A 15,816-nucleotide genomic window follows, 5' to 3' on the forward strand; every position below is an offset into this window, starting at 1 on the left:
TCTGCACGATGTGCATCGGCGTCGGTCAGGGGATCGCCATCGCGATCGAGCGCGTCTGATCCGCGCCGCCGCGCAGCGCGCGGCGATCGGCCAATCCGGCTGATCGAATCGGCCAATCCGACCTTACGGCCCTATGGCCCGTGCCCGCAAGCGCACGGGCCGTTTTGCTTCATGCGCATCGCGACGGCGGCGTCGGGCGCACCACGCCGCACTGCACCGCACCGTGTCGCGCAATCGTGGCGAATCGCGTCGGGCCCATTGCCCCTTCCCGCAGGATCGCTTTCGCATCGTCCGGCAAGCTCTTCATTATTCGGATAACTCCTTGCTTGAAAAAGGTAAATCCGATTCGTCGCGGAATTCCCGCTCACTCATATTGGCGCACGCCGCCCGCTTATCTCGCCATTCGAGGCAAGCTCCGAATATCAATTCATCTTATTTCCAATTCCTGAATATTCCGGTGATAAAAATCGTGAAATAATTCATCTTGAATTATTTGATGTCGATCAGAAGCGCCGAATGGGTTCGAGCAAACATTCTAGTGCTGCAGGGCCGGCAACGACGACGAAAAGCCACGCCGGAAGCCCGCGTGCGGAACTCCGGTTTGATATGCGTCAAAGCGCAATTCATCATCTCTTGTTTTCGGGCGCGCCGGATTTGCCGAATGGCTGACGAAAACGGGGTGCAGGCCGATCGAACACAATTCGATCGATTTTTTTCGGCCGATGAAATCAATTAAAGGACACAGATCCAGCAATCGGAGCGTTCATGCGTAACAACCAACCCGTCACCCAACACGAATTCGATTATCCCGACGATGCGACCTTGATGTCGACCACCGATCCGCACGGCCGAATCACGTATGCGAACGCGACGTTCGTGCACGTCAGCGGGTATTCGAGCGACGAGATCGTCGGCGAGGCGCACAACGTCGTGCGCCATCCCGACATGCCGCGCGAGGCGTTCGCCGACATGTGGGCGACGTTGAAGCGCGGCGAGCCGTGGACCGCGCTCGTCAAGAACCGCCGCAAGAACGGCGACCATTACTGGGTGCGCGCGAATGCGGTGCCGGTGATTCGCGCCGGGCAGACGCAAGGCTACATGTCGGTGCGCACGAAGCCCGCGCGCGGCGAGATCGCCGCCGCCGAAGCGCTCTATCGCGGCTTGCGCGAAGGCCGCGCGGGCAGCCGGCGCTTCCACAAGGGCCTGATCGTGCGCACGGGGCTGCTGCGCGTCGGTTCGCTGCTGCAGACGATGTCGGTGCGCGCGCGCGTCCATCTGCCGATCGTCGCGCTGACGCCGGCGGTCGTCGGCGTCGCCTGGGCGGCGGGCGTGACGGGCGCGCCGCTCGCGCAGCTCGCGGGCGCGACGCTCGGCGGCGCGGCGCTCGCCGCGTGGTGGCTCGACGCGCAGATCGCGCGGCCGCTGCGCACGCTGCGCCGGCAGGCGCTCGACGTCGCGACCGGATCGAGCCGTCAGGGCGTCAACATGAATCGCACCGACGAGATCGGGATGACGCTGCGCACGATCAACCAGCTCGGGCTGATGTTCCGCTGGCTGATCGACGACGTCAGCGAGCAGGTGCTGACCGTGCAGCGCGCGATCAACGAGATCGCGCAGGGCAACAACGACCTGAGCGCGCGCACCGAGCAGGCGGCGACGAGCGTCCAGCAGACGGCCGCGTCGATGGCGCAGATGACGGCGACCGTGTCGAGCAACGCCGAGACGGCGACGCAGGCGAACCGGCTGTCCGAATCGGCGAGCCACGCGGCGGAGCGCGGCGGGCAGGCGGTGCGCGAGGTCGTCAGCACGATGGGCGAGATCACCGAGAGCTCGCGGCGGATCTCGGAAATCATCGGCGTGATCGACGGCATCGCGTTCCAGACCAACATCCTCGCGCTGAATGCCGCCGTCGAGGCCGCGCGCGCGGGCGAGCAGGGGCGCGGCTTCGCGGTCGTCGCGGGCGAGGTGCGCGCGCTCGCGCAACGCAGCGCGAACGCGGCGAAGGAGATCAAGACGCTGATCGGCGCGAGCGTCGAGCGGGTCGACTCCGGCGCGCAGACCGTCGACTGCGCGGGCAGGACGATGGACGAGATCGTGTCGCAGGTGAAGCGGGTGTCCGATCTGATCGCCGAGATCAGCGCGTCGACGAGCGAGCAGCGCGCGGGCGTCGCGCAGGTCGACGACGCGGTCGTCCATCTCGACAACATCACGCAGCAGAACGCGGCGCTCGTCGAAGAGAGCGCGGCGGCGTCGGAAAGCCTGCGGCAGCAGGCGACGATGCTCGTCGACGCGGTGGGCGTGTTTCGCTGAAGACGGGGGCGGCGATGCGCGCGCATGCGTGCCGGCCTCGGCCGGGCGCGGTGCGGCGCGAAACGCATGCGTGTTTCGTCGCCGCGCGAGGTTCGGGCTGGCCGGCGCGTCGCGGTGTTCGTGTCCGGCGATGCGCGTGTTCCGCCGATGTCGATGTCTGCCGCCGCGCGCGGCCGAACGCGCGCCGGCGTCTCGAGCGGCCGGTGCGGCGCGCATGACGCATGTGCGCGCGTCGGAGCGCGGGCTCGGCGACGCGGCTCGGGCGTTCGTCGTTTTGGCGTCTTGCTTGGAGGCGGCATCGGATGCGATCGCCCGCGCGCCGCCGATCGCGGTGCGTCGGCGGTGCGTCGGCGCGCGGGCTTGGCCCAGGTCCGCGTTCATCTCGGCGTTGCGCGCGTCGTCATGCGATCGCGCCATCGCATCGGCGGGCTTTTGCGCCTTGACGTCGCCGCCGCGGCGCGTGGCGCATGCGTCGCATGGCGCGTAGCGCCCGATCGTCGGGATGCCACGGCGCGGCGCGTGCGTCGCGCATGACCGACATTTCCGGCGGCGGAATCCGCCGCGATTTCAGCGCGCAAAACAAGAAACGCCGCCGGAGCACGAGGCGCCGGCGGCGTTTCGCATGCCCGCGCCGCTCGCGCGGCGCGCGTCGGACATCACACGGCGACGCACATGTACTTGATCACGACGTAATCGTCGATCCCGTAATGCGAGCCTTCGCGCCCGAGCCCCGACTGCTTGACGCCGCCGAACGGCGCGACCTCGTTCGAGATGATTCCCGTGTTGATGCCGACCATCCCGTATTCGAGCGCTTCCGCGACGCGCCACACGCGGCCGATGTCGCGGCTGTAGAAGTACGCGGCGAGGCCGAACTCGGTGTCGTTCGCATGGCGAATCGCTTCGTCGTCGGTCGAGAACCTGAAGAGCGGCGCGAGCGGCCCGAACGTCTCTTCCTTCGCGACCTTCATCTCGGTCGTCACGCCGGTCAGCACGGTCGGCTCGAAGAAGCCGTGGCCGAGCGCGTGGCGCTTGCCGCCCGTCGTCACGCGCGCGCCCTTGCCGAGCGCGTCGGCGATGTGCGATTCGATCTTCTGCACGGCCGCCTCGTTGATGAGCGGCCCCTGCACGACGCCCGCGTCGGTGCCGAGCCCGACCTTCAGCTTCGCGACGGCCGTGGAGAGCTTCTCGGCGAACGCGTCGTAGACCTTCTCGTGCACGTAGAAGCGGTTCGTGCACACGCACGTCTGCCCGCTGTTGCGGTACTTCGACGCGATCGCGCCCTCGACCGCCGCATCGAGATCCGCATCGTCGAACACGATGAACGGCGCGTTTCCGCCGAGCTCGAGCGACACCTTCTTCACGGTCGGCGCGCATTGCGCCATCAGCAGGCGCCCGACGGGCGTCGAGCCGGTGAACGACAGCTTGCGCACGACGGGGTTCGACGTGAGCTCGCCGCCGATCGCCTTCGGGTCGCCCGTGACGACGCTGAACACGCCGGCCGGCACGCCCGCGCGCTCGGCGAGCACCGCCATCGCGAGCGCGGAGAACGGCGTCGCCTCGGCCGGCTTCACGACGATCGGGCAGCCGGCCGCGAGCGCCGGGCCGACCTTGCGCGTGATCATCGCCGCCGGGAAGTTCCACGGCGTGATCGCCGCGCACACGCCGACGGGCTCCTTCGTCACGACGATGCGCTTGTCGGCGGCGGGCGTCGGGATCGTATCGCCGTACACGCGCTTGCCTTCCTCCGCGAACCATTCGAGGAACGACGCCGCGTAGCCGATCTCGCCCTTCGCCTCGGCGAGCGGCTTGCCTTGCTCGGTCGTCAGGATGAGCGCGAGGTCGTCCGCATGCGCGACCATCAGGTCGTGCCACTTGCGCAGGATCGCCGCGCGTTCCTTCGCGGTCTTCTTGCGCCACGCGGGCCAGGCGGCGTTCGCCGCGTCGATCGCGCGACGCGTCTCGGCCGCGCCCATCGCGGGCACGGTGCCGATCAGCGCGCCCGTGGCCGGGTTGCGGACTTCGAACGTCGCGCCGCCTTCGGCGGCCTGCCATTCGCCCGCGACGAACGCGCGCTCGCGCAGCAGCGCGGGATCTTTCAGTGCAAGGGTTTCGTGAGCTGTAGTCATCGTGTGTCGACCGTATGCGGAACCGATTGGCGCCGCCCGCGCGGCGCGGCGAGGGCCGCGACGCGCGCGGGCGGGCGGCGAAAAACTCAGGCGGGCACGCCCACCGCTTCCTTCAGCACGCTCTCGAGAATGCCGAGCGCTTCGTCGAACACGGCGTCCTGAATGGTGAGAGGAAACAGGAAACGTATCACGTTCGCGTCGACGCCGCAGATGAGGAGCAGCAGGCCGCGCTCGAGCGCGAGCGTCTGCACGCGCTTCGTGAACACGGCGTCGGCCGCGCGCGTGTCCGGATCGACGAATTCCGCCGCGACCATCGCGCCCGGGCCGCGCACGTCGGCGATCTGCGGCACGTCCGCGCGCCATGCGGCGAGCTTCGCCTTCAGCTTGTCGCCGAGCACGGTCGCGCGTTCGGCGAGCTTCTCTTCGTCGATCACGTCGAGCACCGCGTGCGCGGCCGCGACGGCGAGCGGGTTGCCCGCGTACGTGCCGCCCAGGCCGCCCGGCGCGGCGGCGTCCATCACGTCCGCGCGGCCGACGACGCCGGACAGCGGCATCCCGCCCGCGAGGCTCTTCGCGATCGTCATCAGATCGGCGGATACGTCGTAGTGCTCCATCGCGAACAGCTTGCCCGTGCGCGCGAAGCCCGTCTGCACTTCGTCGGCGATGAGCAGGATGCCGTGCGCGTCGCACAGCTTGCGCAGCGCGCGCACGAAATCGGCGGGCGCGGGGTTGAAGCCGCCTTCGCCCTGCACCGGCTCGAAGATGATCGCGGCGACGCGCTTCGGATCGATGTCGGCCTTGAACAGCGTCTCGACGGCGGCGATCGAATCGGCGGTCGTCACGCCGCGCAGCGCGTTCGGGTACGGCGCGTGGAACACGTCGCCCGGGAACGGGCCGAAGCCGATCTTGTACGGCGCGACCTTGCCCGTGAGCGCCATGCCCATCATCGTGCGGCCGTGGAAGCCGCCCGCGAACGCGATCACGCCCGGCCGGCCGGTGTATGCGCGCGCGATCTTCACCGCGTTCTCGACCGCCTCCGCGCCCGTCGTGAAGAACGCGGTCTTCTTCGGCAGCGCGATCGGCGCGCGCGCGTTGATCTTCTCGGCGAGCTCGACGTACGACGCGTACGGCACGATCTGGTACGCGGTGTGCGTGAAGTGCTCGAGCTGGTCGGCGATCGCCTTCACGATCTTCGGATGGCGGTGGCCCGTGTTCAGCACCGCGATGCCGGCCGCGAAGTCGATGAAGCGGCGCCCCTCGACGTCCCACAGCTCGGCGTTCTCCGCGCGCGCGGCGTAGAAGTCGCACATCACGCCGACGCCACGGGGCGTCGCAGCGTTCTTGCGGGCGTGCAGATCGGCATTTTTCACAATCGTCTCTCCTGGCGGTTCGAATGCGCGGGGGGCGGCGGCCGCCCGCGGGCACGTTGTCCCGGCGTGCGCGTTGGAACCACTATAATCAAACTTGGCTCTGAAAATCAGAGCCATTTTGATAAATATGTAGGAGCCAATTATGCGGGTGAGCGTGCTGTCGGACTGGCTGGCGCAGCGGATCGTGCGCGGCGGCGGCGCGCAGCCGATCTACCGGCAACTGCACCGGCTGCTGCAGCAGGCGATCCTGACCCGCGAGTTGCCGGCTGGCGCGCGCGTGCCGTCGTCGCGGCTTCTCGCGGCGGAGCTCGGGATCGCGCGCAACACCGTCACGCAGGTCTACGAGCAGCTCGCGCTCGAAGGCTACGTGAGCTCGGCGACCGGGCGCGGCACGTTCGTCGCGGACAGTGCGCCGGACGAGATCGTCGGCGCGCCGGCCGAATCGCCGCGGGGCGCGCGCGGCGCGGCGGCGTCGGGCGCTGGAGCGTCGATCGGCGGCTCGGCGTCCGGCACGGCATCCGGCTTGGCATCCGGCTTGGCATTCGACACGGCGTCCGGCTCGGCATCCGGCTCGGCGTCCGGCACGGCGTCCGGCTCGGCATCCGGCTCGGCATCCGGCTCGGCATCCGGCTCGGCGTCCGACCCCGCATCCGCGTCCGGTTTCGCGCCCGGTTTCGCGCGCCGCTCGCTGTCCGCGCGCGGCGCGTGCCTCGTCGGCGGCGCGGGCGTGTCGAAGCGGCAAGGCGGCGCGTTCATGCCGGGCGTGCCGGATGTGTCGCGTTTCCCGGCGCGCGTGTGGACGCGGCTGCACAACAAGTACTGGCGGCGTCTGCGCCCGGAGCTGCTGACCTACGCGCCGGGCGGCGGCCTCGCGTCGCTGCGCGAGGCGCTCGCCGATTATCTGCGCACGTCGCGCTCGGTGCGCTGCGCGCCCGAGCAGATCATCGTGACGACGGGCATTCATCAGTCGATCGATCTCGCGGTGCGCCTCCTGACCGATCCGGGCGACGTGATCTGGACCGAAGACCCGTGCTACTGGGGCGTGCGCAGCGTGATGCACGTGTCGGGCCTGACGACGCGGCCGATTTCCGTCGACGAGGAAGGGATCGCGCCGACGCCCGCCGATTTCGCGGCGCCGCCGAAGCTGATGCTCGTCACGCCGTCGCATCAGTATCCGCTCGGCATGGTGATGAGCCTCGCGCGGCGGCGTACGTTGCTCGAATACGCGCGCCAGCACGGCGCGTGGATCATCGAGGACGATTACGACAGCGAGTTCCGCTACGGCAGCCGGCCGCTCGCGTCGCTGCAGGGGCTCGACACGGCGGGGCAGGTGATTTACGTCGGCAGCTTCAGCAAGACGCTGTTTCCGGGCCTGCGGGTCGGCTATCTGGTCGCGCCGGAGCCGCTCGCCGAGAGCTTCGCGACCGCGAGCGCCGAGCTGTACCGCGAAGGGCAATTGCTGCAGCAGGCGGTGCTCGCCGAGTTCATCGCGGAAGGGCACTTCGTGTCGCACATCCGCAAGATGCGCACGCTGTACGGGCAGCGCCGGCAGACGCTGCTCGACGCGCTCGCGCGCCGCTACGGCGATGCGCTGCCCGCGGTCGGCGGCGATGCGGGGCTGCATCTCGTGATGCGGCTGCCGGACGGCGCCGACGATCGCGCGGTCGCGCGCGCGGCGCTCGAGCGCGACATCGTCGTGCGCGCGCTGTCCGGCTATTACGCGGATGCGAAGCGTGCGGGCTCGGGCCTGCTGCTCGGCTACGCGTGCGTGCCGGAGGACGAGATCGGGCGCGCGTTCGACACGCTGTCGTACGCGATCGACGGCATGGTGTTCGGGCGCGAGGCGGCGGCATCGGCGGCGGATCGGGCCGAGCGGGCCGCCGCCGCACGCTGAGCGGCGCTCGCGTTTGCCGGCGGCCGATCCCGCGCGGCGCTCGCGAGCGCGCCGCGCGATGCGCATCATCCGCACGCGAACGCGGGGGCGGCGTTTTCCGGTTTCCTGTCGAAGCGCACGGACGTCGATCCGAGCGGGTTTCGTCAGCGCACGTCGCCCGGGGGGGCCGCGGCTGCGATCGAGCAGGCGCGGCACCGTCGGGCACGCGCTGCGGAGCGCCGCCGCGGCGGGCATCCGGCACCAGTTCCGACGCGCCGCTCGCGCGCGGCCGCGCCGCGTCACAGCCGGATCAGCATCGCGCCCGCGACGACGAGCGCGCATGCGGCGAGCCGTCGCGCGTTGGGCCGCTCGTGCAGCGCGAACCAGCCGATCGCGACCGCGAAGATCGAGCTCGTCTCGCGCAGCGCGGACACGGTCGCCACCGGCAGGTGCCGGTACGCGACGATCGCGATCGCATACGCGGCGAGCGACAGCGTGCCGGCGACGAGCCCGCGCGAGGCGGCGGCGCGCGTGCCGACGACCGCGCGCAAGCCGCGCAGCCGGCAGATCAGCGTGAACTGCGGCGCGTTCCATAGCAGGTACACCCATGCGACGTACGCGAGCGGGTTGCCGGCGAGCCGCACGCCGCGGGCGTCGACGACGGAGTACGCGGCGATGAAAAGGCCCGTCAGGATCGCGTACGGCACGCTTTCGCCGGAAAAGCGCAAGCCGCGCTTGAACGCGAGCGACACGATGCCGAGCGACACGAGCGCGATGCCGGCGAGCGCGAACGGCGTCGGTTTTTCGCCGAGCGCGCCGAGCGCGAGCGCGCAGACGACGAGCGGCGACAAGCCGCGCGCGATCGGATAGATCTGGCTGAATTCGCCGCTGCGGTACGCGCGCAGCAGCGCGACGCAATAGCCGAGCTCGAGGAGCGCCGAGCCCGCGATGTACGGCCACGCGGCGGCGGGCGGCAGCGGCAGCGCGAGCGCGAGCGCCGCGCCGAACAGCAAATACGGCACCGACATCGTGCCGAGCTGCGCGACGCGGTCTTCGCTGACGTGCAGGAACGCGTTCCACGCCGCGTGCAGCAGCGCGGAGAACAGCACGAGCAGGACGAATAGTTGATCCATCGGCGCGGGAGCCAGCGGCCGGCGAGCGGCTTGCCGGAATGGCGGAGCGCACGATTATCGCCGCGTTTGCGATCTCGCGTCGGCTTGCGCGGCGGCGGCGCGCCGCGCGCCGTGCGCATGTGCCGCCCGGAAAAAGGAGCACAGCGAACGCGCGCGGCGGCGGCGCGGTCGGCTCGCGCGCAATTGCGCGCCGGATTGTCGATAATAGAGCGTTCTGTCCTTTATCGGATTCAGCGATGACCGAGACCAAGCCAACCGACGCGGCGGCGCCGCGCCTCACGAGCCTGTCGCACGGCGGCGGCTGCGGCTGCAAGATCGCGCCCGGCGTGTTGTCGGAGCTGCTCAGGCGCAATGCGCCGCCCGCGCTCTTTCCCGATCTGCTCGTCGGCACCGAGACGTCCGACGACGCGGCCGTCTATCGTCTGAACGACGAGCAGGCGATCGTCGCGACGACCGATTTCTTCATGCCGATCGTCGACGATCCGTTCGACTTCGGCCGCATCGCGGCGACGAACGCGCTGTCCGACGTCTACGCGATGGGCGGCAAGCCGATTCTCGCGCTCGCGCTCGTCGGCATGCCGATCAACGTGCTGCCGCACGAGACGATCGCCGCGGTGCTGCGCGGCGGCGAGGCGGTGTGCGCGGACGCGGGCATCCCCGTCGCGGGCGGGCATTCGATCGATTCGGTCGAGCCGATCTACGGGCTCGCGGCGCTCGGCGTCGTCCATCCGGCGCGCGTGAAGCGCAACGCGGCCGCGCGCGCGGGCGACGTGCTCGTGCTCGGCAAGCCGCTCGGCGTCGGCGTGCTGTCCGCCGCGCTGAAGAAGGACCGCCTCGACGCCGACGGCTACGCGCAGATGATCGCGACGACGACGAAGCTGAACCGGCCGGGCACGGCACTCGCCGCGCTGCCGGGCGTGCATGCGCTGACCGACGTGACGGGCTTTGGCCTGCTCGGCCACACGCTCGAGCTCGCGCGCGGCGCCGGGCTGACCGCGCGCGTGCGCTACGGCGCGCTGCCGTGGCTCGCGGGCGTCGAGGCGCTCGCCGCCGACGGCGTGTTCACCGGCGCATCTGGCCGCAACTGGGCCGCGTACGGTCACGATGTGCGCCTGCGCGACGGCCTGCCCGCCGTCGCGCAGGCGCTGCTGACCGATCCGCAGACGTCGGGCGGATTGCTCGTCGCCTGCGCGCCGGAAGCGGTCGACGACGTGCTCGCATGCTTTGGCGACGACGGCTTCGATCGCGCGGCGGTGATCGGCGAAATGGTCGACGGGCCGGCGCGGGTCGATGTGAGCTGACGAGCGCTCGCGGAAGTTCACGCGAGCTCATGAGAGCCCGCGAGCGCCCACGAGGCGGCGCGATGCGCGCTCGCGGCGCGGCCCGCGGCCCGCGGCCATGCGCCGCGGCGAACGCGCCTGTCGCGTCGCCATGCGCCGCGAATCGCTCGGCGCGATCCTCATCGCACCTGCCTCGCCGGCCCGCGCTCGTCTCCTGCGCGAGCGCGCCGGCCGGTCAACGCTTTTCCTGCTCGCCGAACTTCGCCAGCAGGAAATCGATGGCGCTGCGCAGCTTGGCCGTCGGGCGGCGGTCCTGCGCGTAGACGAGATACATCGGCGACGGCGCGAGCGACCACGCGGGCAGGACGGGCACCAGGCGGCCGGCGGCGAGATCGTTGGTCAGCACGGCTTCAGGCTGCAGCACGATGCCGAGGCCTTGCAGTGCGGCGACGCGCAACGCATCGCCGTGGTTGGCGGTGAAGCTGCCGCGTACGGCGACCTCGCGGATCTCGCCGCGCGGCCCGACGAGCCGCCAACGGTCGCGGCGCCGCCAATACGACAGGCCGAGACACGCGTGCTCGGCCAAGTGCTCGGGACGCTTCGGGGCGCCATGCCGCGCGAGATAGGACGGCGCGGCGGCGAGCCGCCTGCGGTAGGGCTTCAGCGGCCGCGCAACCAGCCCCGGCGCGTCGATGTCGCCGATATGGACGCGCAGTTCGAAATCGTCGTGCCAGAAGCGCGGCGCGTCGTTGTCGAGCGTCAGGTCGACGCGAACCTGAGGATGTTGCGCCATGTATTCGGCGAGCGCGGGCACGAGGCTGTAGCTTCCGAAACCCACCGGCGCGACGACGCGCAGCACGCCGCTCGGCGTCGCGTGCAGTTCGGCCGCGCTGTGTTCGGCCGCTCGACTTCCGCCAGCGCGCGCTTGCAGCGCTCGTAATAGAGCTGGCCGACGTCGGACAACTGCTGCCGGCGCGTCGTGCGATGAAGCAGCCGCGCGCCGAGGCGCGCTTCGATGGCCTGCACGCGTTTGGCCACCATCTGGGCGGACACCTGGCTCGCTTCGGCCGCGGCGGCGAAGCTGCCGCATTCGACGACCCGCACGAACATCTCCATATCGGCGAGGACATTCACGATTGACAACCCATGGGTTTGGAGTGCCGTGAATTGTCGCATGTTTATTCGTCGCGTCTTTGCGCTCATCCTGTCGCTTCGCCCCGATTCCCGGGGTCTTGGACGAGGACATGCGATGCCTACGATTCATCTGGAAATGCACCCGGGCCGCACGCTGGAGCAGAAGCGCGCGTTCGTGAACGAAGTGACGCGCGTCACGGCGCAGACGTTGAACTGTCCCGTCGAGAGCGTCGACATCGTCATCACCGAAGTGCCGCGCGACGCATGGGCGAAAGCGGGGAAGCTGATTTCGGATCGCTGAGCATGAGCGCGCGCGCATCGGCCATGCGCGCGCGTTCGCGTGCTCGGCGTTCCGGGACGACGCACGACGAACGTACGTTCGCCGCGGAGATCGGGGCGCGTGGGAGCGGACTGATCGCTTGCTCGCGCATTCGCGATGAATGCGCTGAATGCGATGGGCGCTCGCATGCTGTCGCGGGCGAGCGCCCCATCCGTGCCGTGCGCCGGAAGAAGCACTGCCCGCATTGCGCGTGCGCCGGCGCGCTTCGCCGCGCTCGCGAGCCCGCGACGATCGTCCTCTTCTTCCACGCCGATGCGCCGCCACCGGCCGCGTCCGTTCGCGCGCATTGCCCGCCGCGCACGCACGCGGCTTTTGCCGCCAGCCTCGCCGGGCAGCGCATGTTCGCGCGCGGCCGCGGCGCGAACGCGCGTTTCGCCCGGTCTTCGAGCCGGCTCGCGGCGACGCGGGCCGCAACCGCCGTCGTCGTGCTCGCATGCGGCGCCGCAGCCTTTGCACCCGTTTGAATATTGACGTCCTTTATACTGCTCGCGCAGTCTCCGAACGCCGTTCTCATCGAACCTACTTTTAATAAGGAACGCTAATGCTGACTCGCTCGATACTTTCCGCAGCCGTGTTTTCGCTCGCCGCTTGCGCGACGGCGCAATCCGTCGCGCAGAACAACGGTGACGCGTTCGCCGAAGCCGGTGCACAGGGCCGCCCGGTGAAGGTGATGATCGTCACGATGTTCGGCCCCGAAGGCCAGGCGTGGCTCGACCGTCTCGGCCCGTGGAAGAACATCGCGGTGCCTGGCCTGTCGCCCGATTATCCGGACGTGCATTGCAACAAGCAGGACGTGTGCGTCGTTACGACGGGCATGGGCTACGCGAACGCGGCGTCGACGATCATGGCGCTCACGTTCTCGCGCCGCTTCGATCTGCGGCAGACGTACTTCCTGATCTCGGGCATCGCGGGCGTCGATCCGGCGCGCGGCACGCTCGGCACCGCCGCGTGGGCGAAATACCTCGTCGACTTCGGCCTGCAATGGGAGCTCGACGCGCGCGAGATTCCGGCCGGCTGGAGCGGCGGCTATCTCGGCATCAACACGAAGAGCCCGAGCGACAAGCCGCCGCTCGACTATCGCACCGAGGTGTTCCAGTTGAACGGCACGCTCGCGGACGCCGCGTACGCGCTGTCGCGCAACGTCCAGCTCGCCGACAGCGCGCAAGCGCAGGCGGCGCGCGCGAAGTTCAACTACGCGCCGGCGAACCAGCCGCCCGTGGTCACGCGTTGCGACACGTCGTCGGGCAACACGTGGTTCTCCGGCACGCTGCTCGGCGAGCGCGCGCGTCAATGGACGAAGATCCTCACCGACAACAAGGGCACGTATTGCATGACCGCGCAGGAAGACAATTCGACGTTCGAAGCGCTCAAGCGCGCGGCGAGCGTGAACCGCGTCGATCTGAATCGCGTCGCGGTGCTGCGCACCGGCTCGGATTTCGATCGCCCGTATCAAGGCCAGACGAGCGTCGACAATCTGCTGAACTACGCGGATCAGGGCGGCTTCCCGCTCGCGACCGAGAACCTGTATCGCGCGGGCAACCCGCTCGTGCAGGACATCGTCACGCACTGGGGCGAATGGAAGGACGGCGTGCCGCGCCGCTGACGCATGCGGCGCGCGTCGGTCAGCGTGACGGCGCGGTCGAGCGGAACGGTTTCCACACGGGCGTGCTGTCGTCCCAGTGATCGAGCTGCGATGGAATCGGACTGTTCATGATCGTGATCTCGCACTGAAGAATGACGTGGCTGCATGCTGCATGACGCGCCGCGCATCGGCTTCGATGCGCGGCGCGTCGCGTTTACCGGCCTGCGCCCGCGAGCTGATTCGCGTCGGGGTCCGGACGATACGCACGCTGCGCGACGAGCTCGGCGCCGGGCGGTGCGTACGACATCGACTTGCGCAACGCGGCGAGCGTGCCGTCGCGTTGCGCCTGTTCGAGATCCGCGCGGACTTCGGCGCGCGTGCGGGGGCTGTGGCCGTGCCACGACGCGTCGCCGTCGCTGCCCGCAGGGCTGATCCCGCCGTCCGCGAATGCCGGCGCGGCAACGGCGAGCGCGAAGGCGGCGACGGCGAGAAGACTGCTGCGTTTCATGATGTGACTCCTGTCGATTCGATGCGCACGCCGAAAGCGGTGCGCGACAGGCTGTACTTTAGGCGCGCGCGCGGCGGCGATAAATGGCGATGTCGCGAATTGAATTGTTGCGAGGATGGAACAATCGGAGTCCGTGACGTCGGCAGGGGCTTGCGACGAGGGCGCGCGACGCGTGTCGTGGATAAGCGGGGCGGCGTGCGAGCGGCGACGTGCGCGCCCGGGCGGAACGCTGCGCCGCGTGCGAATGCGCTGCGCACTTTCGCTGCGCGCCGCAACAAGCGCGGCGGCGCGTTGCGCGAATCATCGCGCCGAATTTTCCGGGCGAGGGCGGATCTGCGCATTACGCGATATGCGCTACGCGAACGGAGAGCCCAGCGAGTAGCGGCGACGTCGAACGCGAGCAACAAACTGGCTCGTCGTCCGAACGGGACGCGATGGGCTCGCGTCCACGTTTGCCCCCGATCGTCGCGCGTCGTGCGCGGGTTTCGATCGACAGGCGCTGCCGCGATCTCGCGTGCGGGCCGCGCCGGCCGTCGTGCGCCGCGCGTTGCACATCGCACATTACACATTGCACGTCGCAATCAACCGTTGAAATGATGCAAGCCGGTGCGGCAAAGAGATTCGCGCAGTGCCGGATGACATGCAGAGAAAGAGGACCTGCGAAGATTGTGCGCGTCGCCAGTCCGTTCATCGTTCACGCGCGCGCTGCGATATGCCCGAGCGCTTCGCAGGCGAGGGAGCCGGCGCGCATTCGCTGCTGCGGCTCGCAGGAACGCTGTCGGCGAAGGCGCTGCGAACGCCGCGCCGTCGACGTTCCGAATGCACTGGGAAGACGGTGCGGGGCCGGCAGACCGAATCGCGGCGCGCATTGCGCCGGGAGCGTTCTCGAGGTCTGGCGAACGCCGCGAAGCGCCGATTGCGTCAACCGGCCGATCCGCTCTTAAGAAGGCGTTCAATTAAAAGCGGACAAACGAAAGAATGAGTTGCGCGTACGATCGTCTATCGCGGCGCTCGCCGGCGCAACGCGGCATTCCCGCGCGCGGCCGCTGCGGCGCGCCCGTTCGTCGACGGCGAAAAAATTGGACGACCGGCCCGCGCGCGCTTTTGCACGCGCGCGCGACCGACCCCGACCGCTCAAGCGACCCACTCGTTCAACACCGGCGTGTCGAGCGACGGCGCGCGCTCGGCTTCCTCGAACGTGCGCTTGCTGCAGGTCGCATCGAGCCCCTTGCGGCCGCTCAGCAGCGGGCAGCGCTCGAAGATCTCGGCGATCCAGTCGACGAACACGCGCACTTTCGGCGACAGATGCCGGCTGTGCGGATAGACGACCGAAATCGGCATCGGCAGCGGCTTGTAGCCCGGCAGCACCTCCTTCAGCGCGCCGTTGCGCAGTTGCGGCAGCACCATGAAGAGCGGCGGCTGGATCAGCCCGAAGCCTTCGATCCCGCAGGTCACGTACGCGTCCGCGTCGTTGACCGACACGAGGCCGTTCATCTTCACCTCGACTTCCTTGCCGTCGATCAGGAACGCCCAATCGATCGTGCGCCCGGTGCGGCTCGAGAAGTAGTTGACGGCCTTGTGCTGCGCGAGCTCCTCGATCGTCTGCGGCTCGCCGTACTTCTCGAGATACGCGGGCGAGGCGACCGTCGTGCCCTCGAACAGCCCGACGCGCCGCGCGACGAGCGACGAATCCTGCAGCGCGCCGACGCGGATCACGCAGTCGATGCCTTCCTGCAGCAGATCGACCGGCCGGTCCGACAGGCCGAGCTGCAGGTCGATGTCCGGAAAGCGCGAATGGAATTCGCACAGCGCGGGAATCACGATCAGGCGTCCGATCGAACCCGGCATGTCGACCCGCAGCTTGCCGTGCGGTTTTCGATTGTTCGTCTGGAAGCTCGCCTCGGTTTCCTCGACGTCCGCGAGAATCCGCACGCAGCGCTCGTAGTACGCGGCGCCGTCGGGCGTGAGGGACAGACGGCGCGTCGTCCGGTGCATCAGCCGCACGCCGAGGAAGGCTTCCAGATTCTGGATGATCGTCGTCACCGACGCGCGCGGCAGGCCGAGCGTCTCGGCCGCTTTGGTAAAGCTGTTCGTATCGACGACGCGCGTAAACACCTGCATGGCCTGCAGCCGGTCCATTACTTTACCTCCGCGATATTG

Annotated in this window: 13 protein-coding genes; 6 read left to right on the forward strand and 7 right to left on the reverse strand. The window is 69.3% G+C overall.

Going from position 1 to position 15,816, the window contains the following annotated elements:
* Positions 1-765 precede the first annotated feature (765 nt).
* Positions 766-2,310, forward strand: coding sequence for a methyl-accepting chemotaxis protein (locus WS91_RS10445; RefSeq protein ID WP_038749620.1), 1,545 nt, complete (start codon positions 766-768; stop codon positions 2,308-2,310).
* A gap of 656 nt (positions 2,311-2,966) precedes the next feature.
* Here the strand turns inward: WS91_RS10445 and gabD are convergent.
* Both gabD and WS91_RS10460 read right to left on the reverse strand, forming a co-directional pair.
* Complete coding sequence (gabD, locus tag WS91_RS10455) at positions 2,967-4,436, reverse strand: NADP-dependent succinate-semialdehyde dehydrogenase (RefSeq protein WP_038749616.1); 1,470 nt, start codon at positions 4,434-4,436, stop codon at positions 2,967-2,969.
* An 86-nt stretch (positions 4,437-4,522) separates the two neighbouring features.
* On the reverse strand, positions 4,523-5,806 hold the full coding sequence (locus WS91_RS10460) for a 4-aminobutyrate--2-oxoglutarate transaminase (protein ID WP_059670233.1): 1,284 nt from the start codon (positions 5,804-5,806) through the stop codon (positions 4,523-4,525).
* Positions 5,807-5,948: 142 nt separating this feature from the next.
* Here WS91_RS10460 and pdxR point away from each other — a divergent pair, with 142 nt between their 5' ends.
* The gene (gene pdxR / locus WS91_RS10465; protein ID WP_059670234.1) at positions 5,949-7,700 is read left to right on the forward strand and encodes a MocR-like pyridoxine biosynthesis transcription factor PdxR; all 1,752 of its coding nucleotides are present in this window, start codon (positions 5,949-5,951) and stop codon (positions 7,698-7,700) included.
* Positions 7,701-7,978: 278 nt separating this feature from the next.
* Here pdxR and WS91_RS10470 read toward each other — a convergent pair whose 3' ends face one another.
* Positions 7,979-8,812, reverse strand: coding sequence for a DMT family transporter (locus tag WS91_RS10470; RefSeq protein WP_059670235.1), 834 nt, complete (start codon positions 8,810-8,812; stop codon positions 7,979-7,981).
* A gap of 236 nt (positions 8,813-9,048) precedes the next feature.
* Between WS91_RS10470 and selD the strand changes: the two genes are divergently transcribed.
* On the forward strand, positions 9,049-10,113 hold the full coding sequence (gene selD, locus WS91_RS10475) for a selenide, water dikinase SelD (protein WP_059580291.1): 1,065 nt from the start codon (positions 9,049-9,051) through the stop codon (positions 10,111-10,113).
* Between the two features lie 214 nt (positions 10,114-10,327).
* Here the strand turns inward: selD and WS91_RS10480 are convergent, their stop codons facing one another.
* Together WS91_RS10480 and WS91_RS37280 are read right to left on the reverse strand one after the other, a co-directional pair.
* Complete coding sequence (locus tag WS91_RS10480; RefSeq protein WP_226377250.1) at positions 10,328-10,951, reverse strand: LysR substrate-binding domain-containing protein; 624 nt, start codon at positions 10,949-10,951, stop codon at positions 10,328-10,330.
* A complete protein-coding gene (locus tag WS91_RS37280) occupies positions 10,852-11,295 on the reverse strand; it encodes a LysR family transcriptional regulator (protein WP_226377249.1) in 444 nt (147 codons plus the stop codon). Before WS91_RS37280 ends, WS91_RS10480 begins: the two co-directional genes overlap by 100 nt.
* Before the next feature lie 46 nt (positions 11,296-11,341).
* Between WS91_RS37280 and WS91_RS10485 the strand changes: the two genes are divergently transcribed.
* The 3 genes from WS91_RS10485 to WS91_RS10495 all read left to right on the forward strand — a co-directional run bounded on the left by WS91_RS10485 (position 11,342) and on the right by WS91_RS10495 (position 13,169).
* A complete protein-coding gene (locus WS91_RS10485; protein ID WP_038749606.1) occupies positions 11,342-11,527 on the forward strand; it encodes a 4-oxalocrotonate tautomerase in 186 nt (61 codons plus the stop codon).
* A gap of 2 nt (positions 11,528-11,529) precedes the next feature.
* Entirely contained in the window at positions 11,530-12,030 is a 501-nt protein-coding gene (locus WS91_RS10490; RefSeq protein ID WP_059670236.1) for a hypothetical protein, read from the forward strand.
* A gap of 77 nt (positions 12,031-12,107) precedes the next feature.
* Positions 12,108-13,169 (forward strand): purine-nucleoside phosphorylase, encoded by a 1,062-nt coding sequence (locus WS91_RS10495; protein ID WP_038749603.1) that lies wholly within the window; start codon positions 12,108-12,110, stop codon positions 13,167-13,169.
* Positions 13,170-13,362: 193 nt separating this feature from the next.
* Here WS91_RS10495 and WS91_RS10500 read toward each other — a convergent pair whose 3' ends face one another.
* A complete protein-coding gene (locus WS91_RS10500) occupies positions 13,363-13,656 on the reverse strand; it encodes a DUF4148 domain-containing protein (RefSeq protein WP_038749602.1) in 294 nt (97 codons plus the stop codon).
* A 1,134-nt stretch (positions 13,657-14,790) separates the two neighbouring features.
* A complete protein-coding gene (gene ceoR, locus WS91_RS10505; protein ID WP_038749600.1) occupies positions 14,791-15,795 on the reverse strand; it encodes a putative multidrug efflux transcriptional regulator CeoR in 1,005 nt (334 codons plus the stop codon).
* Positions 15,796-15,816 lie beyond the last annotated feature (21 nt).

Source organism: Burkholderia sp. MSMB1498 (assembly GCF_001526245.1).
In the GTDB taxonomy this organism is placed as follows: Bacteria; Pseudomonadota; Gammaproteobacteria; order Burkholderiales; family Burkholderiaceae; genus Burkholderia; species Burkholderia savannae.

What these genes read in the sequence shown, in the direction of transcription:
- WS91_RS10445 (WP_038749620.1), top strand. Translation starts at nt 766, where the DNA reads ATGCGTAACAACCAACCCGTCACCCAACACGAATTCGATTATCCCGAC.
- selD (WP_059580291.1), top strand. Translation starts at nt 9,049, where the DNA reads ATGACCGAGACCAAGCCAACCGACGCGGCGGCGCCGCGCCTCACGAGC.
- ceoR (WP_038749600.1), bottom strand. Translation starts at nt 15,795, where the DNA reads ATGGACCGGCTGCAGGCCATGCAGGTGTTTACGCGCGTCGTCGATACG.
- WS91_RS10490 (WP_059670236.1), top strand. Translation starts at nt 11,530, where the DNA reads ATGAGCGCGCGCGCATCGGCCATGCGCGCGCGTTCGCGTGCTCGGCGT.
- WS91_RS10485 (WP_038749606.1), top strand. Translation starts at nt 11,342, where the DNA reads ATGCCTACGATTCATCTGGAAATGCACCCGGGCCGCACGCTGGAGCAG.
- gabD (WP_038749616.1), bottom strand. Translation starts at nt 4,436, where the DNA reads ATGACTACAGCTCACGAAACCCTTGCACTGAAAGATCCCGCGCTGCTG.
- WS91_RS10500 (WP_038749602.1), bottom strand. Translation starts at nt 13,656, where the DNA reads ATGAAACGCAGCAGTCTTCTCGCCGTCGCCGCCTTCGCGCTCGCCGTT.
- WS91_RS37280 (WP_226377249.1), bottom strand. Translation starts at nt 11,295, where the DNA reads ATGAGCGCAAAGACGCGACGAATAAACATGCGACAATTCACGGCACTC.
- WS91_RS10470 (WP_059670235.1), bottom strand. Translation starts at nt 8,812, where the DNA reads ATGGATCAACTATTCGTCCTGCTCGTGCTGTTCTCCGCGCTGCTGCAC.
- WS91_RS10495 (WP_038749603.1), top strand. Translation starts at nt 12,108, where the DNA reads ATGCTGACTCGCTCGATACTTTCCGCAGCCGTGTTTTCGCTCGCCGCT.
- pdxR (WP_059670234.1), top strand. Translation starts at nt 5,949, where the DNA reads ATGCGGGTGAGCGTGCTGTCGGACTGGCTGGCGCAGCGGATCGTGCGC.